The organism is Vreelandella maris, assembly GCF_013371085.1.
Taxonomy (GTDB): Bacteria; Pseudomonadota; Gammaproteobacteria; order Pseudomonadales; family Halomonadaceae; genus Vreelandella; species Vreelandella maris.
This window is the reverse complement of the sequence record NZ_JABWCV010000011.1, coordinates 85934-105916: the sequence shown is the minus strand read 5'-3', so window position 1 is coordinate 105916 and position 19983 is coordinate 85934. Positions and strand designations below refer to the sequence as shown.

Below are 19983 nucleotides of genomic sequence, written 5' to 3'. Positions count from 1 at the left end.
TTTTGAAGATTTTGAAGGTTAGCTATTATCCAGACCTCGCGGCTTGAATGCTACCTCTTCAATTTCCCACTCCTCTTCAATTGGCAGACGCGGTTGTTTCGCAGGAGAAACAGGTTCGGCGTCATGCTGACTGGAGAACTCTACCGTAGGCTGCATTGGGGTTTCTGTGCGCGGGCCTTCTTGGCTACTTGGCGTGTTCATTAAAGTGGGCGGGTGGTAATCGATAAAGCGATGCTCGGCATCCTCAGACTCTTTGAGGGCGCGTTCGGTTGGCTGTACATGATCAGCAGGCGCCGCTGGCTCAGCCGATTTTAAATCACCACTGAGAGAAGCCAGCAACAAACGCATGGGCGCTGGGCTTAGCGGCGGCGCTAATGACAAGTGATCAAAACCGTTATCGGAGGCAACATGCAGACCTAAGCGACGCTGGCGCCCCTGCTCAGCCAACCCGGATGCCTGGCTTTTTTCATAGCTATTCTCATAACTATTCTCATTGTTTGTTTCATAGCTGTTTTCATAGCGAAGCGTGTCATCTTGCTCGGGCGCTTGCGCTTGCTCATTAATTAACCACTGATCGGAGTTCGCCGTTGACGCTGCGCTGGCGTAAGAAATCTCGGGCTCATCTTCGATGGCGACCTGTGGCTCGCTTTGATGATGCGGCTCTTCTACGTCGTCATCATTCGAATGGATTGGGTACGCAACAGGAACACCCTCAGGCATCGGCGCTGTCTTAGCGGCTGCTTTAGGTGCAGTACTAGGCGCGACTGTTGGCTTTGTTACTGGCTCAGCGAGCGGGACATCTTCCCAGGCCTCTTCACGTCGCTTGCGCAGCCATACCAACACCCCCAGAAGCAGCGCGATGGCAGCTAACGCGAGCGGCCACTGATAACGCTCAACTAAGGCAGCTACTCCCGGGCTACCCATCTCGTCCATGCTGGCAATGAGTGGCTCTGGTGACTGCTCTTGAGCAGCCAACGCATCGCTCAATGCCTGAGTTAGCGAGGCCACTTCGCTACGCAGCGCATTAAGCTCGGCGCGCATTAACGCGCGCTCTTCCATTACCTGCTGAAGCGTCGCTTGGCTTAGGCGCAGCTGCTCGGTTAATTCTGCCCGGGTTAGCGCCTCGGGCTCGTCGGCAGCCTCTTCCAGTGCAGCTTGGTCATTTACTGCGGGGTCGTTTACTGCGGGCTCGTTTGCTTCTCGCTCATTTTGTTCAGCGCCACCCGCGGCAAGCGCGCTGTCTGGCTCAGTTACGCCAGAAGCCTCAAGGGTTTGGGCAGCGGCTATAGCGATGTTTGAAACTGTGTCGGCTTCAACTTCAGGTAACGACACTGCCTCCAATGAGCCGTTGCGGCGAGCGCGCCAGGCTTCATTCATCGCTTTCATAGCGGCATCAGCATCAAGATGGGAGCGCGCTAAAATTCGCTCAGTATCAGGGACACTCAGCGTTTGGCCTGCACGCATATCATTTATATTGCCGCTAGGAAAAACGTCTGGATTGACTTCCAGTAGCGCCACCATCATCTGCTGAACGCTAGCTTGAGGGGGTTTAACGCGCTCTGCGATGCCCCATAGCGTATCGCCGCTACCCACATACGCGCTGCTGCCATTGCCACGCTCGCTTACCACGGGTGGTGCCGCTGATCTGGCTTCAACTACCGGAGGAGTCGCTGCGTCACTCGTTGTTGGCACAGCGTTGGGAGCAGTGCCTTGGCCCTGCCCTTGCTGGGAATAGCCCTGGGGATCGAACAGCAAGGTGATGTCACGAAATTGTTGGCCGCCCGGAAACTCAACCGCCAGCAGCAAGTCAAGCCAAGGCTCCTGCATCGTTTGACCGGAGCTTAAACGCACTTGTCGTTGTCCTTGCTGCTCTACAATCTGGGCACTAACACTGGCGGCAAGGGGCGTCCACTCAAGACCCGCGGCGGCAAAATCTGCCGGTTCGGCGACGCTGACCTGGATATCGTCAAGGGCGTAGTCACTGCTTTCCAGCAATGGAAGGGAAGCATTTAGAGGCGCATTCAGATACGAGCTGACACTCGCCTGCCCCAGCCCAACGGCTAGTGCAAAAGGACTCACTGCACTCAATGAGAGCCATGTAATCCATGTCAGTGTCTTTTTCATGAATGATCCCTGATCGCCTACTTACTTTTTTACCATGGATGCAAGCTTATTGTATTACGTCTTTTTTATCATAACTTAACGAAATAAAGCCGTATTTCCCACTACTGTGATTAATAGCAGCGTAAAAAAACGGGAAGCTGCAAACAGCTTCCCGTTTTCGACTAGCGTATTACAGCGAACAATTACTGCTCGCGCAGGATCTTCAGCATCCGCTTAAGAGGCTCTGCTGCGCCCCAAAGCAGTTGGTCACCGACGCTAAACGCGGAGAGGTATTCACCCCCCATTTGCAGCTTACGCAGGCGGCCAACCGGCACCTGTAGCGTACCAGTGGCAACGGCAGGTGTTAGGCCAGCAATGGTCGCATCCTTGTCGTTCGGGATCAGCTTGACCCATTCGTTGTGCTTGGCAATGCGATCTTCGATCTCATCCAGCGGTACATCGTGCTTCAGCTTGATGGTGAACGCCTGGCTGTGCGAGCGCATGGCACCGATACGAACACAAAGACCATCGATGGGGATAGGATTGTTGCCGAGGCCAAGAATTTTGTTGGTCTCAACACTGGCCTTCCACTCTTCACGACTCTGACCGCTTTCCAGCTTGCTATCGATCCACGGTAGCAGACTACCTGCCAATGGTGCGGCGAAGTTATCGATCGGGAAATCGCCACCACGCATTGCGGCGGTTACCTTGCGATCGATATCCAGAATCGCACTGGAGGTGTCCTTCAGCTCTTCACCAACACTGTCGTGTAACTGCCCCATTTGGTTGAGCAGCTCGCGCATGTGCTTAGCGCCTGAGCCAGAAGCCGCCTGATAGGTCATGGAGGTCATCCATTCAACCATATCGGCTTCAAACAAACCGCCCAAGCCCATCAACATCAGGCTTACAGTACAGTTCCCGCCAACAAATGTTTTGGCACCTTTAGCCAGCTGGTCATCGATAACCTTGCGGTTAACCGGGTCCAGCACGATCGTCGCTTCATCTTCCATGCGCAGGGTGCTGGCGGCGTCAATCCAGTAGCCTTTCCAGCCTGCACTGCGCAGATCTTTGTAGACAGGCTTGGTGTAATCACCGCCCTGGCAAGTGACGATGACATCCAGCGCTTTGAGCGCTTCAATATCGAAGGCGTCTTTAAGCGGAGGCACATCCACACCGATATCGGGGCCGGGCTGGCCAACCTGGGAGGTGGTGAAGAACACCGGCTCAATGCCGTTAAAATCACCATCGTCCAGCATGCGCTGCATAAGTACAGAGCCCACCATACCGCGCCATCCCACGAAACCGACTTTCAACATATGAAGTCCTCCTGCAAAGAATGAGTCTCTATATTATACACACTTCTTTACGCTGATTTTTGAAACCACATTGACCAGTGGTGTAATAACGACTGCGTAATCCAGGGCGCCGGGGATAGGTCGTAGAGGGGGTCATTTGCCATGGATGGCAAATGTAGCGCCCATGGAGGGGTTCACAGCGCCCCCTCGTAGGCCTATCGCCGGGATAGCCCAGCCAACGTCACTTACTGCTTAGCAAACGCCGCCAACACTGCATCACCCATGGCATCGGTGCCGATGGTCTGCATGCCTTCTGAGGCGATATCCGCAGTGCGCAGGCCATCATCCAATACGCTGCCCACCGCGGCTTCAATACGCTCCGCCAGAGCATTCTCATTCAGTGAGTAGCGCAACATCATGGCCACTGAAAGCATCATGGCTAAAGGGTTTGCTACATTCTGACCCGCGATATCCGGCGCGCTGCCGTGGCACGGCTCATACATGCCCTGACCACTTTCATTTAGGGAAGCTGAAGGCAGCATGCCGATAGAGCCGGTGAGCATAGCGGCGGCATCAGAGAGAATATCGCCAAACATATTACCGGTGACCACCACGTCAAACTGCTTCGGTGCACGCACCAGCTGCATGGCGGCGTTATCCACATACATGTGGGTAAGCTCTACGTCCGGATACTCCGGTGCCAAACGCTCCATGACTTCCCGCCATAGAATGGTGACTTCCAGCACGTTAGCTTTATCGACAGAACAAAGCTTCTTGCCACGCTTCTGAGCCATTTCAAACGCAACACGGCCAATGCGTTCAATTTCGCTTTCAGAATAAATATAGGTGTTAAAACCTACGCGCTCGCCATTACGGACTTCAATGCCGCGGGGTTGGCCGAAGTAGATCCCGCCCGTCAGCTCGCGAACGATCATAATATCCAGCCCGGCAACTAGTTCAGGCTTGAGGCTGGAGGCGCTGGCGAGCTGCGGATAGAGCATTGCCGGGCGCAGGTTCCCAAATAACCCCAGGTTTTTACGCAAGCCCAACAGCCCTTTTTCAGGACGCTTGGCAAGATTTTCGATTTTATCCCACTTGGGGCCACCTACCGCACCCAGCAAAATAGCGCTGGCTGCTTTGGCTTTTTCCAGTGTTTCCGCGGGCAGCGGCTCCCCATGGACATCATAGGCAGAACCACCCACCAAGCCCTCTTCTACTTCAATATCCAAGCCCGCTTCTTGGCAAGCTTTTAACAAGCGTGCCGCCTGGGCCGCAATCTCGGGGCCAATACCGTCGCCCGGCAGAAGCAATACTTTATGGGTCATGCTGAATCCTTAGCGTTTAATGATAGAAGGCTGGCTTACGCAGACTGACGAAACAACCACGGACGCGCCGCTTTATGCTTCTGCTCAAAAGCACGGATGGCGTCTTCGTCTTTCAGCGTCAGGCCAATATCGTCCAGCCCTTCCAACAAGCAGTGTTTGCGGAACTCATCCACGTCAAACTCTAAAATCTCGCCGCTGGGAGTAATCACCCGCTGATTCTCTAGATCCACATCCAACTGGTAGCCTTCGCTGGCGTCCACCTCGGTGAACAGGCGATCCACCACGTCTTCTGGGAAGGTGATTAGCAGAATGCCGTTTTTGAATGAGTTGTTGTAGAAGATATCGGCAAAGCTGGGGGCAATCACCACTTTGAAACCGAAATCTTCCAGCGCCCACGGCGCGTGTTCACGAGAGCTACCGCAACCAAAATTGCGCCGCGCCAGCAATACTTCAGCGCCTTTAAAGCGCGGCTGATTCAAGACGAAATCTGGGTTCAGCGGACGCTGCGAGCAGTCCTGGCCCGGCTGACCTTCATCCAAATAGCGCAGTTCGTCAAACAGATTAACGCCAAAGCCGGTACGCTTGATCGACTTCAAAAACTGCTTGGGGATAATCAAATCGGTGTCGACGTTAGCGCGATCAAGGGGCGCTACCACGCCTTCAAAACGTTCAAACTTTTTCATGGCTTAGGCCTCCTGAGCGTGAGTGGCATCGTTAGCGGGTAAGCTGCGAACGTCAACAAAGTGACCGGCGATCGCCGCTGCCGCTGCCATGGCGGGGCTGACCAAGTGCGTGCGGCCGCCATAGCCCTGGCGCCCTTCAAAGTTGCGGTTGGAAGTAGAGGCGCAGTGTTCACCCGCGCCCAACTTATCCGCGTTCATGGCCAAACACATCGAGCAGCCCGGCTCACGCCACTCAAAACCTGCTTCAATGAAAATTTTATCCAAACCTTCCGCTTCCGCCTGACGTTTCACCAAGCCAGAACCCGGCACCACCATGGCCAGCTTGATCGAATCAGCCACTTTATTGCCCTTGGCGACTTTGGCGGCTTCACGCAAATCTTCGATACGCGAGTTAGTGCAAGAGCCGATAAAGATTTTATCCAGCTTGATATCGGTGATTTTCTGGTTGGCCTGAAGACCCATATATTCCAGCGCGCGGGTATGACTGCGCTGCACGGTTTCATCCAGCGCTGCGAGCGGATCAGGCACTTGGCCTGAGATACCGGTGACCATTTCTGGGCTGGTGCCCCAACTAACCTGCGGCTCGATCTCTTCAGCCTGCAAAGTAACCACTTTATCGAACTGCGCATCGTCGTCAGACACCAGATTGCGCCAGTCTGCCACGGCGGCTTCCCACTGCTCAGCAGTCGGCGCGAAGGGGCGCTTGCCAAGGTAATCAATGGTGGTGTCGTCCACGGCAATCAAACCTACCCGAGCACCTGCTTCGATAGCCATGTTGCACACTGTCATGCGGCCTTCCATGGAGAGCGAGGCAATTGCGCTGCCGGCAAACTCAATGGCGTAGCCGGTGCCGCCAGCGGTGCCAATCTTGCCGATAATCGCCAGCACCACATCTTTGGCCGTCACACCGAGGCCTAGCTCGCCTTCCACACGTACCTGCATATTCTTCATTTTTTGCGCCAACAGGCATTGGGTCGCCATGACGTGCTCGACTTCCGAGGTGCCGATACCGTGGGCCAAAGCGCCAAAGGCACCGTGAGTCGCGGTGTGGGAGTCGCCGCACACTACGGTCATGCCCGGCAGTGTTGCACCCTGCTCGGGGCCCACCACGTGCACAATGCCCTGGCGCGGGTCGTTGATTTTGAACTCTTCAATGCCGTACTCAAGGCAGTTGTCGTCCAGGGTCTGTACCTGAATCAGCGATACCGAATCTTTGATGCCGCTGTTGCCTTCAGCGCGCTCTTTAACCGTAGTGGGCACATTGTGGTCTGGTGTTGCCAAGTTGGCATCCAGGCGCCACGGCTTACGGTTTGCCAGGCGAAGCCCTTCAAACGCCTGGGGCGAAGTCACTTCATGAAGCAATTGGCGATCAATGTAGATTAACGCGGTGCCGTCATCGCGCTGTTTCACCAAGTGCTGATTCCAAAGCTTGTCGTAAAGAGTTTGACCTGACATGTGGCTCTCCCGGGCAGTGCCCTGCTAGTTCGGTATGGCAGCCTCTGTGTGCTGCTTATATGGCGATAGCAAGAGTGTCACGCGACTCGCGCATAAAAGCAATTCATGTTATTCATAGTTTAGATTCCATATTGGAATACCTGATCAGAGAGCCTCAGTGGATACTCAAAGCCTCCAAGCATTTATGGCCGTGGCCGATACCCAAAGCTTCTCACGTGCCGCGGAGCAGCTTCACCTTACCCAGCCGGCCATCAGCAAACGCATTGCTACTCTGGAATCCCAGGTGGGCACTCGGCTGTTTGATCGCATTGGTCGGCGCATCGCTCTAACCGAAGCCGGTAATGTTCTGCTACCCCAAGCGCGGCGCATTCTGTTGACCGTGGAAGATAGCCGCCGCGCCCTGGCGAATCTTTCGGGCCAAGTTGGCGGTAAATTAACCCTGGCCACCAGCCACCATATTGGCCTGCACCGTTTACCACCGCTCTTAAAGCAGTACACCCAGCGCCACCCAGAAGTCGAGCTCGACCTGCACTTTCTGGATTCTGAGCAGGCTTACCAGGGTGTGCTGGATGGCACGTTGGAAATGGCGGTGGTAACCCTAGCACCGCAGCCTCACGAACAGCTGCAAGTCGTCGAGCTATGGCGTGATCGGCTCTGCTTTACCTGCGCGGCTGACCATCCACTTGCCTCGCATGCCAAAACCCAAGCACAGAAGAGCCAAAACATGCTATCGCTTGCCGCCCTGTGTGACTTTAATTGCGTCATGCCCGGCGCCAAAACCTTTACCGGTTCGCTCATTGCCCAACGCTTTGCGGAAGCAGGCTTACAGCTCCCGGTTAGCATGGCAACCAACTATTTAGAAACACTCAAGATGATGTGCAGCGTTGGTTTGGGCTGGAGCCTACTACCGGAAAAGATGGTCGATAGTGAGCTAGTAGAGCTTAACGTCGATACTGCCCCTATCCAACGCCCGTTGGGGTATTTGGTGCATACCAACCGGACGCTTTCCAACGCAGCGCGTCGCATGATTGAGCAGCTAGAGGCAGCACGGGAGAACAAAGAGGCTCAATAAAGCGCCTTATTCATCAAAGGTTACTGCCTCAACCAAAGTTATTGCTGGTCGTACTGCGCAAATGCTTCTTTACCGGTTAGCTGCTTGGTTTTTTCCGCCAAAGAGTAGTAAGCAGGTTTTTGCTCTATAAATATCTGCTCGGTTATTTTCCACGCATCAGTGCTATCCAGAAGGCCCACGGGAAGCGCGTAGTGCCCATTCTGCTTTAACCGATAAAACAGGTGCGTACCGCACTGCCGACAAAAACCACGCTCAGCCCAATCTGATGAACTGAACGTCGCTATGTGCTCTGCGCCTTTAAAATCCACATCCTCTGCAAAGTCAACGGCAAACATCGGGCCACCTCCCCACTTTCGACACATCAAGCAGTGACAAACGCCGACATGGTTGCTTTTGGTGGTAACAGTGACGCTAACAGTGCCGCAGAGACAAGTTCCCTGATGAGAAATAGCCATTATCACGACTCCTTCTAAATTTGTAACATTGTGTAATTAAAATAGAATTTTCTGATGAATAAACTGTCTGAAAACTCATCACCACAAGATAGCCTAAAAGTGACTGGCACTATTTTAAGAACCAAAAAAATCTTTTAGAGAAAGGTATCAACCTCTTTAATCACCCCTATAGGGCCGCTCTCATGGGGGTGTGATGAATTATCTCAGCTGTTTGGCTGATGATATCCCTCTTCAAGTTCACGTTTTATTCTAATATTTACTTAAAGCCACTCCTATACACTAGAAATATACATTTGATTACAAACCTGTGGTCATTAGCTTTCTGGGTAGGAGTATCACCATGCAAAATCGTCCTAGCTCCCTACTGCCGATTTGCCTGCTCGCCTGCTTAACATCGGGCGTAGCGTATGGGCAAACGACGACCGATGCGCAACGCGAAGCATTAGTTATCCAAGCACGCCAGGGAGCTCTGGAAACATCAATCGACGGTTTAAAAACGCTTTATTACCAAACACGCGATATTCGTGTTCGTGAGGATTTGGTAGCACTGCTGGTGCGAGCCGGACGCCACCAGGAAGCACTCGCCGTTTGCGATTGGTGCCTAACAGAAAATTACAGCGATTCAGAACTCGCCAACCTAGCAGGGGCGGCACGCAGTGCAGGTGATTACGATCAGGCGCTGGAACTGTTTCGAGCGCTTACCTACCGTGATCCTTCCAACGCTCAGGGATGGCTAGGGCAGGCGTTAGTCCATACGGATATGGAAAATTATACCTTGGCGGATATCTCTCTACAGCAATACAACCAAGTAGCGGGTACAACGACGGCGGGCCTTGAGGCAAGGGGCTATTTAGCAGCAAAAACCGCCAATGCCACACAAGAACTGGATGCCCGCCAATCGTTGATCGCGGAAGACCCCAGTAACACGAGTGAGCTACAAGCCCTTTATCGGCTGGCGGTAGGCTTGGGTGCTAGCTCTGCAGCACGCCGTATTATGGAAATGAACCCCGAGGTTTTCAGCGATAGTGACCGCCTATGGCTTACTTATTATGAAGGGGTAACCGATATACGCCTGGGTATTCACACCGACCAACCCTCAAGAACCCGCAGTGGCCTAGAGCAGCTGAATAGTGTTCTGAGCGCACCGGATGCCCCCCAGGAACTCATTACCATTGCCGAATACGACAAGGTAGTGGCTCTAGCTGAATTAAGGCGCTTCTCTGAAGCTGAAGCGCTGGCGGTGAGACTAGAGAATCAACACGGCCAGCTACCCAGCTACGTTGCTCGTGCCAGAGCCCATGCGCTTAATGGGATGGGCCGCCCAGAAGAGGCCATCACGCTTTATGAAAACCTGATTCGGCAATCTCCCAAGCAGGCCACAAACCCTGACGACCCGCTTAATGAAGGGTTGTTCTACAGCTATACCGACGCCCAGCGCTTTCGTGATGCGGATAAGTTGCTAGAACAGTGGCGTGCCAGTGAGCCCGAGCAACGCTTGGACTTCACTCAAACCGTTCGTATCGAAAACCCCAACTACCAGAAAGTATTACTGTTAGAAGTGCTACTTGATGCCTGGCGCGGCCGTGAAGCTGAGGCCAGCGAACGCCTTGCCGCGTATCAGGCTCAAGCGCCAGCTGACCCTTACTTATGGATCATCAAAGGCGATATCGAACGCTCCAGAGGCTGGCCACGAAAAGCCGAGGAGTCTTATCAGCAAGCGATGCCCTTATTGCCTCCTGATCAGCAAGAAGTCGCCGAACATGGTGTCTTGCTTTCGCGGTTACAGCGTGGCCAATGGAAAGGCACGACCAGCGAGATAGCAACAGAAATTGCAACCGCACGACCAAGCGCATCACGGGACGATATGGCCCGCGAGTGGCGAGAACAGCGTGCACCGCAACTAAGCTCCACCGTCGAGCGTAGCAAAGGCCAAGGTAGCGGCACGCAGGCATCTCGTGAGTGGCGCTATGAAGTACTTTTGGAAGGACCTCGTAATGACAACGGTTCCCGCCCTTTTGCTCAACGCATTGGCCAGTATGGGGAGTTTGAAGATGAGGATCTTTATGCTTCTTACAACGTGGCGGGTTACGAATGGAACCTGCACCCCGCCACGGTAACGCTGGCGGCAGGCCATGGGTCTCAGCTTAACGAGGACTTCCTGGCGCTTGCCGAACTGCAGTACGCCCCAACGGATCACATCACCACGACGCTGGGTGTCGAAATCAACACCACTGATACACCGCTGCGGGCGCTGCGGGACGGTATCAATGCCGACCGCTACCGGGCTGAAGTGGCCTATCGAAAAGATGAGCGCGGCGCAGGTGCGCTCGGCGTCATGGCCACGGATTTCGACGATAGCAACCTTCGGCAATCCGTTTTCGGCTACTGGAACCAAACGCTCTACCACCTGGACCGCTGGCAGGTTAATGGCGGGGTTCAAGCTTCTGCATCACGCAACGATGACGTTGAAGCCAGCTATTACAATCCAGAGCGCGATGCCAGTTTAGCAGGCGTCCTGTCAGTTAATTATGAGATCCCGATCGATTACCGGCAGTCCTTTATCCAAACCGTTTCCCTAGGTTCAGGCCGCTACTGGCAAGAAGACTTCGACAGCGAAAACACCTGGTCAATTGGTTACCAACATAGCTGGGAGTTAGCCCCCAACGTGAACTTTGAATACGGCATCGCCCGCGAAAGAGCCGTCTACGACGGCGTTCCTGAATACGACAACGTTATTTCAGCCGGTTTTGTATGGAGATTCCTATGACACTCTGGCGCGTCATTATGATGAGCGCGGTTCTGCTTGTTATCGTCAATATTCAGCAGGCTCAAGCCGCACGCTCAGCGGATGATTATGTGGTGATCAGCTACCACGATGTCGTGGACTCCACGGTCACGCCCGATCTAGATATTTATTCACAGACGATTACGCGTGGCCGACTAGTCGAACACTTCAACCTGATTGCCTTAGGCGGCTATCAACCAGTGAGCCTACAGCAGATCATCGATGCCAAAGCGGGCGGGCAACCCCTGCCTGACAAAGCGGTACTGCTGACGTTCGATGACGGTTATCGCAGCTTCTACGATATTGTTTTCCCGCTGCTCAAGCTATACGACTTCCCTGCGGTGCAGGCAGTGGTAGGCAGTTGGCTGGATGTGCCAGCAGGCGGACGAGTGCCCTACGGCAAAATCACCCTCCCCCGCGAACGCTTTCTATCCTGGGAACAAGTTAAAACCTTGGATGAATCACCGCTGGTAGAAATTGCCTCCCACACTTACAACCTTCACTACGGCGCTATCGGTAACCCGATGGGCAATGAGCAAGCAGCTGCGGTGACTAGCATTTGGAACGCGGGCAATGGTTATGAAAGCGAAGCGGACTACATCGAACGCATACGCAATGATATGGCACGGACACAGCAGCAATTCCAAGAAAAAATAGGCAAGAGTCCGCGCGTGATGGTATGGCCCTACGGCGCTTACAGTGAAGCGACGCTCAATATCGCCTCCGAATATGGCATGAAGTACACCTTCAGCCTACTCGGTGAGCCCAACCAGCTTAATGACCCCATGCGCAGCATTAACCGCTACCTGATTGACCAGGAAACCACCTTGGAAACAATTGAGGAGATTCTCTCTAACCGCGTTTGGGATAATGACGATCTGCGTATCGTGCACGTTGACTTGGATTACGTATTTGACCCAGATCCCATTCAACAGGAGCAAAACCTTGACCGATTGATTGAGCGCATTTCTCGCTACGGCGTTAGCACCGTTTACCTTCAGGCCTATGCAGACCCGGATGGCGACGGCGTAGCCGATGCACTTTACTTTCCCAACCGCCATTTACCTGTCAGAGCCGACCTTTTTAATCGGGTTGCTTGGCAGTTAAAGAAACGTGCCAATGTGAAGGTTTACGCATGGATGCCGGTACTATCTTTTGATCTTGGCTCTGGTTATCAATACGTCACCGATGTAAGAACGGGCCAGGAGTCGCCCGATCAATATCGTCGGCTTTCTCCTTACGTACAAGAAAACCGCAACACCATTCGTGAAATCTATCTCGATCTTGGCCGACTAACCAAGTTCGACGGCTTGCTGTTTCACGATGACGCCTTCTTTACCGACTTTGAAGATGCTAGCCCCGCGGCATTGGACGCCTATGAGCGGGCGTCGTTACCCCGCGATATTAACGCCATTCGTAACGACGAAAACTTGATGGCCACCTGGGCCCGCTTTAAGGGAGAACACCTGACCGATTTCACACTAGAGCTGGAGAAAGCAGCTAACTACTATCGCCAGCGCGACAACAAGGTATTCACGACCGCTCGCAACCTGTATGCCGTCACGGTGATGGAGCCGCGCAGCAAGCGTTGGTTTGCCCAAGACATGCAGAATTTCGCCTCGGCTTATGACTTCGTTGCCGTGATGGCCATGCCCTATATGGAAAAAGCCGAGAACCCCAACCAGTGGCTGAGAAGCCTAGCCCGGCGTTCGCTGGAACAGGTTAGCGCTGACCAACTGGTGTTCGAGCTACAAGCTCAGGATTGGCACACCCAAACCCCCATTCCCAGTGCAGAGATAGCCCAGTGGGTACGCATACTGCGCGAAGAAGGCATTAAAAACATTGGCTACTATCCGGATGATTTTCATCAAAACCATCCTGATATCAATGTGATGAGACCGGTATTTTCCATCGGACGTCGATTCAGGGCCATCCAATGAACATACTCGACCACCTAGCCATCTTTACCCTCGGCTACCCCAGCCTGATGGCAACCATATGGATATGCGGGGGCATCTACTTTTACGTTCACTGGGAGCGCAAGCAGCCCTGGCCCACCACCTTCACGTGGGATGAAAATGCCCCGAAGGTAACTGTGCTGTTGCCCTGCTATAACGAAGGGGCCAATGTGGATGAGACCATTTATCACCTCTTTAAACAGAATTACCCGTTCATGGAAGTTATCGCCATTAACGATGGCAGCAAAGATGACACTGCCAGTCGGCTTGACGCCTTAGTGCTTCAATACCCCGCCCTAAAGGTGCTGCATCAAGCTAACCAAGGCAAGGCCAGCGCCATGAACAACGGTTTGAGCCAAGCCACCGGCGATATCATCGTGGGCATCGATGGCGATGCGATACTCGACTACGATGCGATTGGCTATATGGTCAGTCACTTTCTCAGTAGCCCAAAGGTCAGTGGGGTTACCGGCAACCCACGGGTCAGGACCCGCTCGACCGCTATTGGCAAGATCCAGACCGGCGAGTTCTCCGCCATCATCGGCCTGATCAAACGCGCCCAGCGCATCTATGGAATGGTGTTCACCATTTCAGGCGTCATCTGCGCGTTCCGGCGCAAAGCGCTGGAAGAGGTCGGTGGCTGGAATACCGACATGATCACCGAGGACATCGATGTCAGCTGGCAGGTGGCCAAGTTCGCTATGAACCCAGGGCCATGTGCTGGGTACTGATGCCGGAAACGCTACGCGGGCTTTTCAAGCAGCGGCTGCGTTGGGCGCAAGGTGGCGGCGAAGTGTTTCTGCGCTACTTCACGCAAACCATTCGTTGGAAAAACCGCCGCTTCTGGCTGCTGATGCTGGAGTACATCGTCAGCGTGGTGTGGTGTTACTCAGTGATTACTTTGCTTTTTGCTTGGCTGGTTTCTCAGTTCTTTGTGCCCATGTCGTGGCCTATCACCGCTACGCTGCTTTCTTATTTTGGCAGCATCCTCATCGCTATTAGCTTCATCCAGTTCACCGTCAGCTTCTATATCGACAGTCGCTACGACAAAGAGATATTCCGCTGCGTTTACTGGAGTATCTGGTACCCGTTCGCCTATTGGATTCTCAATATGGCGACCGTTGTAATTGCCTTCCCGAAAGCTATGCTGCGCCAAAAAGGAAGGCTCGCCACATGGACTAGTCCTGACCGAGGGGAGCAATTCAATGAACAATAAACTGGTGCCCGTCATCATCGATAACCCTTGCCAAAAAGGCTGGGGCTATCGGACACGCGATATCTTAATCACTCTCGCCACCCTCGTGCTGTGGATGTTGGTAATAACCAGGATGTATATGTTCTTCATCGTGGAAGAAGCGATTGTGGAACAGCTCTATTCCTCGGTCATGATCAAGGTGGTATTAATCGGCTTTGTCGTCACCTTCCTAACCTTTCACTTCTGGGCGGTTTACAACCGATACCTCTACACCAGCTACCTAAAGCGCCAGCTGCGCCACTTCCAGCAGCCAACGCTGACAATAGAGAACGACACGTATAACGAGATGGATAACGACATCGAAAGCTACCAAATGCGCGAACAAGAAAAAGTCGGCATAACCAACCAAGCAACCAACTAAGACCGCCAGCATCCATTCAGGCCGCCTATGGCCTGAATGGAACGTACTTCCTTCTTCGCGTGGGCAGGCGACTCAATATTCCCGCTCATGCTCTCCGCATTTGTTAGTACAAAAGATGGGGGCTTAAAGCCTACTGACCCTAGCGCAGAATTATGTACTCATCATATGCGCGTACCGAGTAAGCCCAACACAACCATTAAGGTTACAATCACAGACTAAGCCAAACCCACTTTACTAATGAACGCCAAGCCCCAGGTCTATGACTGTGAACACCCCCAATGGAAGTGAAAAAAGCCGCGCTAGGTCTGTTCGCAAAGGCCTGCACCCCAAGAATCTACACAACCAAGGCTATGACTTTCCTGCTCTCGTAAAAAGCCACCCAGCGCTAGCCCCCCATGTAAAACCGAACGCTTATGGCCAACTTTCCATCGACTTCGCAGATCCATTGGCCGTCAAAACGCTCAACGCCGCGTTATTAAACCGATTCTATAATATTGTCGATTGGGATATTCCAGAGGGCGCGCTTTGCCCTCCCATCCCAGGCAGAGCCGACTATATCCATCACATAGCGGACTTAATTGGGCTTGAACGTGAACAGCCCAATATCAAGCTGCTCGATGTAGGGACGGGAGCCAATGGCATCTACCCGCTACTGGCCTGCCAAATTTACGGCTGGCAGTGTGTGGGTAGTGACATTAACGCTCAGTCGCTTGAGAACGTCGCCACGATTATCGCCAACAACCCCACGCTTCATGACCGCTTCACGCTGCGCACGCAGCCCGATAAAAACCACATTTTTGAAGGGATTATTCAAGCTGGGGAGTTCTTTGACGTCAGCGTATGCAACCCACCCTTCCATGCTTCGCTCGATGAAGCACTTAAAGGTAGCCAGCTTAAACGCAATAACCTTGCGCGTAGTCGTGGTGAACAAAAAGCAAACATCCAATCGCCCGTTCTGAATTTTGGCGGACTGGGAGCAGAGCTTTGGTGTAAGGGCGGCGAACACCTGTTTCTTAAAAAGCTAATAAGAGAAAGCCAGATATATTCAACTCAATGCCGCTGGTTTAGCAGCCTGGTTTCAAAAGGCGAGAATGTTAAGCCTGCCAAGAAGCTGATTAGTAAGCTAGGTGCCGTTGATAGTCGGGAAATAGAGATGAAGCAGGGAAATAAGGTGACGAGGATATTGGCCTGGACATTTATGTGAGCCGTTCTCAAGGTAGCGCATGATGATGCGAAACCTGCCGTGGAATTACTCGAACACATATTTTCCGCCATGCTTATCCTGACCCGTTTAGCCAGAACGATAAGCATGGCCTACCGCTTTGTGCCGCCTCTATACGGTGCCGATACCGATGCTCATAAAATCATTCCTGTCAAAGGGAGCTAAGAGAACGTGCCATCTCGTCCAATTTATTGGAAAGCGCTCGGTAGGACAGTTTGGGTTGATACTGGGCATCGTAAATCAGCCCGTTACCATGGGTGTAATAGTCGTACCATTCATTTAGTGACGACCAGCGATCAGTGAAACCCCACATGGTAAACGAGTGCGCACCCTCTTCGATGCACGCTTCCAAGTACTGGGCATACCAATCGGCTACGGCCTTTGGGGTATCGGCATAGTTCTGATACTGGTTTATGTCCAGCTCCGACACCCGTACCTCGATACCCAGCGACTTGAAGCGGGCAATGGCCGACTTCAAGTGTGCCTTCGTCACGGACGGCGTATTTGGTCGCCAGCTCCTCTGGTACTCAGCGTTCACGTCCTCGTGCATCTGCAAACCAACGCCATGAATGGGCACGCCGGCGGTTTGCAACTCGACCACCAGGTTGAACAGGAAGTCCTGTTTGTCACCCGCCTCTTCACACCCCCACTCATTAATGAACAGCAGTACATCCGGATCCACTTCATGGGCTTTACGTAAGGCCCGTTCAATGTATCCACGTCCTAATGCCTGGTACCAGACGGAATCACGGAGCTGGTCTGTCCAGTCCAGAAACGGCTCGTTGATCAAATCGAACGACACCATGCGGCCCTTATAGCGACCGAACAACCTCTCGATATGCTCGTCGAGGATCTCCCCTACTTCGCTAGCGGTGATGGACCCATCGAGCCAGCCATCCCACAGCCACTGCGGGGTCGCTTCGTTCCATGCCACCGTGTGGCCATGCACCTCCATGCCATTACGTTCGGCGTAGTCGATCAGCTTGTCCGACTCATAGAAGTCGTAGACGCCACGGGCAGGCTGGATGAACTGGAACTTCATGCAGTTCTCAGGGGTGATCTGGTTAAACTCATTGCCCAGAATCGTGCGGTACTGCTCATCGAACACCATCGGGTAGGTGGCCACCGCAGTACCGATACGGAACTTACCGGCCTTGTCACGCAAGGTGCCCGATGTCTTAGGCACGCTACGCACTGGCGTCTCTTCCACGGTACCGGTCGTGGTGATCTGAGTGACAAGGAACGTTGCACCCACATTGGCTTCATCCAGGCTTAGATACACCACCCCATCGGCAAACAGACACATATCCGACTGACGGGTTACTTCCACACCATTGGTCAGGAACACAAGCTCGGTGCCCTCACGCTTGAAGGTGTAAACCACATTGGTGCCGACACTAGCAGCAGCATTTCCCGACTCGGTATTGTCAGGGTGATACATTGTCCAGTAACACCAGTCTCCATTGACGATCTGGGCCTTGAAAGTGCTCTGCGCGTAGTACCACTCATCCTGCACCATCGGGATAACCCCGTGGAACAGGAAGTAGGTGGAGTTGGCGGCGGTTAGCGTAGCGGTGATATTGATCTCAAAGTCACCGGAGACCTGAAAGCGCATTGCCAGATTGAGCGACGGGTTATGTACCGGTGCATCTGTGCTTTCAGGCAGCGGCGACAGCTTACGGTCGAGGCCTGCAAACAGCACGCCATTGGGTTGCACAGTGGCACCAGAAAAACCTTCCCACAAATGTAATGGAGCATTGGTCAAGGGAATGCCTCCGAAGAAATGTACCAGTGCGTTTTTCCACGCATCGGTTATGGGGTTTTGAGGACCAATTACCCTTGAAGCGCAGCATGCTGACCACTTCTTATCTGTTTGCTCGATCCTACCAAAGCGTAGCCGTCAGTGAGGTTTTTCTAAAGCCTTAACGCCCGCAGAACGCGCGGCTTTGTAATGAATGCTAAGCCGCAACCCAATGTCCTTGCTACGCTGATTAGACTTCTTGATTGCCCTTGCCAAATAGTACCGCGGCGCGGTACTTTCGCGGGTGCCTCGCTTCGCGCGTTACCACGCGCTACGAAAAGCCCCTACTCCTAATTCTTAGCTTTCCGCTAGCCTTCCTCCGCAAATCCGATTAGCCTGCTAATTCACTATTAAGGGTTTGGCATGCAAGAGACGACTCCTCGGCAGCGCTTGGCGGGCGTGCTGATTCTGCTTGGTTTGATCGCGCAAATTATTGGTTTCACCGGCTGGTTGAGCACCGCGCATGCGGTGAGCTATTTACTGTGGGCGGCGGTTGTATTGCTGTGGCGGGATATTCCTAAACGATCGCGGATTCAAGCGGGTGTGTTGATTGCGCTGGGCGCGGGCATGCTGCTGGTGGCGCGGTTTGTGTATGGCGCTGAGGTGGATTGGCCCGCGATGTTGCAGGGCAATTCGTTTGTGGCGGCGATGCTGGTCGGCGTTAGCTTTATCTCGCTGATTGGTAAGCAAGGGAATAAAGGTGCGACGGGTAAACGTGTGACTGGTGCCAGCGGTGTGATGAGTACCTGGTTGGGAGTTCACTTCCTGGGTACGATTTTGAATCTCTCTACCGTGTTTATGGTGGGCGATAAGCTGGCCCGGCGAGGGCCGTTGACGACGCCGCAACTATTGGCGCTTAACCGCGGGCTTTCCAGCGCGGCTTTATGGTCGCCGTTTTTTGCTTCCATGGGCGTGGTGATCGCGCTGGTGCCGGAGGTGGAGTATGCGCAAATCGCCGTGGTGGGCTTTCCCATCGCGATGCTATCGGGGCTGTTGACCACGCTGGAGCTGCGTCGCCGGTTTGATCTTCGCGAAGTCGATGGCTACTCACTGGCGCCGCGTAGCCTGTTTATGCCGGTAGGTATGGCCGCGCTGGTGATGCTGTTTCACTTTGTGCTCACCCCTACCCTGACCATTGTCAGCATTATCACCTTTCTACTGCCTAGCGTTGCCATGCTGAGTAACTTGCATCACGGGCCACGCTTTACCCTACGGCGAATTCGTCAACACACCACGACGCGCTTACCCGCCATGCGTGGGGAGATTTCACTGTTTCTGGCAGCTGGGCTTCTGACGATTGGCCTTTCGACACTGGTCACGGCTGCCGCCGGTAGCGACTGGACGCTGTTCACTCGCTTTGGCACAACCCAGGCGATGATCAGTTTTGCAGCCATTACGCTAAGTGCGTTGGCGGGCCTACACCCGATTATTGGCGTGTCGGTGTTGGCGTCAGTACTTAATCTGCAAAACGGGGAGCAAACGCTATTTGCGTTTGTGGCATTAAGCTCATGGGCGGTGGGCACCAGCGTCGGGCCGCTTTCCGGCATTAATCTTTCATTGCAGGGGCGCTACGGGGTCAGCGGCTATCGCATGATGAAGAATAACCTGCTGTATGCGGCGGTGATGAGCCTGCTTTCGCTGGGGGCGATCGCAGGCGTCAGTTTGCTGGTGGCCTAGTGAATCAGGTCTCAATGATTTTATTTGGAAACCGGTAGAAGTAGCGATGGCCGCACTGATGGCAAGGTTCTAGGCGCGCAACGGTGGGTAGCATTACCTGGGCATCGCAGTGGGTGCAGGCCATTAACCCAGGCGCGGCCATTTCGCCTTCGCAGTAGTCGGCGCGGGCGGCTTCCAGGTCTTCCTCAAAGCGTTCGCGTTCCACTACGCTACGGTCGGCAATCGAAAGCAACGATTCCGCCACGCGGCGGGAGAGCCCGTCTATGTCGATGCCTAGCCAGCTGGCTACCTGTTTACCGGTGTCCGCCATGAAGTAGCGCATGTCTTTCAGGTCACGCTCTACCCAGGCGCGCAGCAGCGCTAGCTCGTCTTTGGTGTACTCTTCAAGCTCCGATTCAAACTCAACCGCGTCGTCCAGATCCTTCTGTAAATTCTCCCAGGTAAGCTCATTGGCGCCCCCCTGCATCCGCTCCAACAAACGTTCGTAACCTTCGCGCAGGCGATTGTCATTCTGTTTTTCACTCATGGTGCCTCTC

16 protein-coding genes are annotated in these 19983 nt (G+C 53.7%); 8 read left to right on the top strand and 8 right to left on the bottom strand.

Going from position 1 to position 19983, the window contains the following annotated elements; all coding sequences use genetic code 11:
- Positions 1–18 precede the first annotated feature (18 nt).
- From HUO07_RS11525 to leuC, 5 genes are all read right to left on the bottom strand, one after another.
- Positions 19–2124, bottom strand: coding sequence for a type IV pilus assembly protein FimV (locus HUO07_RS11525; RefSeq protein WP_176303697.1), 2106 nt, complete (start codon positions 2122–2124; stop codon positions 19–21).
- 182 nt (positions 2125–2306) lie between these two features.
- Positions 2307–3419, bottom strand: a complete 1113-nt coding sequence (gene asd / locus HUO07_RS11520) for an aspartate-semialdehyde dehydrogenase (RefSeq protein WP_101145452.1) — start codon at positions 3417–3419, stop codon at positions 2307–2309.
- 224 nt (positions 3420–3643) lie between these two features.
- On the bottom strand, positions 3644–4723 hold the full coding sequence (leuB, locus tag HUO07_RS11515) for a 3-isopropylmalate dehydrogenase (RefSeq protein WP_176303696.1): 1080 nt from the start codon (positions 4721–4723) through the stop codon (positions 3644–3646).
- Between the two features lie 35 nt (positions 4724–4758).
- Entirely contained in the window at positions 4759–5406 is a 648-nt protein-coding gene (gene leuD, locus HUO07_RS11510; protein WP_176303695.1) for a 3-isopropylmalate dehydratase small subunit, read from the bottom strand.
- A 3-nt stretch (positions 5407–5409) separates the two neighbouring features.
- Complete coding sequence (gene leuC / locus HUO07_RS11505; protein ID WP_176303694.1) at positions 5410–6861, bottom strand: 3-isopropylmalate dehydratase large subunit; 1452 nt, start codon at positions 6859–6861, stop codon at positions 5410–5412.
- A 157-nt stretch (positions 6862–7018) separates the two neighbouring features.
- Between leuC and HUO07_RS11500 the strand changes: the two genes are divergently transcribed.
- Entirely contained in the window at positions 7019–7933 is a 915-nt protein-coding gene (locus HUO07_RS11500) for a LysR substrate-binding domain-containing protein (RefSeq protein ID WP_176303693.1), read from the top strand.
- A 38-nt stretch (positions 7934–7971) separates the two neighbouring features.
- Here HUO07_RS11500 and HUO07_RS11495 read toward each other — a convergent pair whose 3' ends face one another.
- Complete coding sequence (locus HUO07_RS11495) at positions 7972–8388, bottom strand: GFA family protein (RefSeq protein WP_176303692.1); 417 nt, start codon at positions 8386–8388, stop codon at positions 7972–7974.
- Between the two features lie 340 nt (positions 8389–8728).
- Here HUO07_RS11495 and pgaA point away from each other — a divergent pair, with 340 nt between their 5' ends.
- From pgaA to rlmF, 6 genes are all read left to right on the top strand, one after another.
- A complete protein-coding gene (gene pgaA, locus HUO07_RS11490) occupies positions 8729–11155 on the top strand; it encodes a poly-beta-1,6 N-acetyl-D-glucosamine export porin PgaA (RefSeq protein WP_176303691.1) in 2427 nt (808 codons plus the stop codon).
- The gene (gene pgaB, locus HUO07_RS11485; RefSeq protein ID WP_176303690.1) at positions 11152–13113 is read left to right on the top strand and encodes a poly-beta-1,6-N-acetyl-D-glucosamine N-deacetylase PgaB; all 1962 of its coding nucleotides are present in this window, start codon (positions 11152–11154) and stop codon (positions 13111–13113) included. The genes pgaA and pgaB overlap by 4 nt, the downstream gene beginning before the upstream one ends.
- Entirely contained in the window at positions 13110–13862 is a 753-nt protein-coding gene (locus tag HUO07_RS22220; protein ID WP_422822688.1) for a glycosyltransferase family 2 protein, read from the top strand. Before pgaB ends, HUO07_RS22220 begins: the two co-directional genes overlap by 4 nt.
- Positions 13847–14347 (top strand): hypothetical protein, encoded by a 501-nt coding sequence (locus HUO07_RS22215; protein ID WP_422822687.1) that lies wholly within the window; start codon positions 13847–13849, stop codon positions 14345–14347. Before HUO07_RS22220 ends, HUO07_RS22215 begins: the two co-directional genes overlap by 16 nt.
- Positions 14337–14747 carry a hypothetical protein gene (locus HUO07_RS11475; RefSeq protein WP_176303689.1) on the top strand — a complete coding sequence of 137 codons (411 nt, stop codon included), beginning with the start codon at positions 14337–14339 and terminating at the stop codon, positions 14745–14747. The genes HUO07_RS22215 and HUO07_RS11475 overlap by 11 nt, the downstream gene beginning before the upstream one ends.
- Before the next feature lie 259 nt (positions 14748–15006).
- On the top strand, positions 15007–15951 hold the full coding sequence (rlmF, locus tag HUO07_RS11470; RefSeq protein ID WP_176303688.1) for a 23S rRNA (adenine(1618)-N(6))-methyltransferase RlmF: 945 nt from the start codon (positions 15007–15009) through the stop codon (positions 15949–15951).
- A gap of 169 nt (positions 15952–16120) precedes the next feature.
- Here rlmF and HUO07_RS11465 read toward each other — a convergent pair whose 3' ends face one another.
- A complete protein-coding gene (locus tag HUO07_RS11465) occupies positions 16121–17734 on the bottom strand; it encodes an endo-1,4-beta-xylanase (RefSeq protein WP_176303687.1) in 1614 nt (537 codons plus the stop codon).
- A 399-nt stretch (positions 17735–18133) separates the two neighbouring features.
- Between HUO07_RS11465 and HUO07_RS11460 the strand changes: the two genes are divergently transcribed.
- Entirely contained in the window at positions 18134–19447 is a 1314-nt protein-coding gene (locus HUO07_RS11460) for a hypothetical protein (protein WP_176303686.1), read from the top strand.
- A gap of 4 nt (positions 19448–19451) precedes the next feature.
- Here HUO07_RS11460 and HUO07_RS11455 read toward each other — a convergent pair whose 3' ends face one another.
- Positions 19452–19973, bottom strand: coding sequence for a zinc ribbon-containing protein (locus tag HUO07_RS11455; RefSeq protein ID WP_176303685.1), 522 nt, complete (start codon positions 19971–19973; stop codon positions 19452–19454).
- Positions 19974–19983 lie beyond the last annotated feature (10 nt).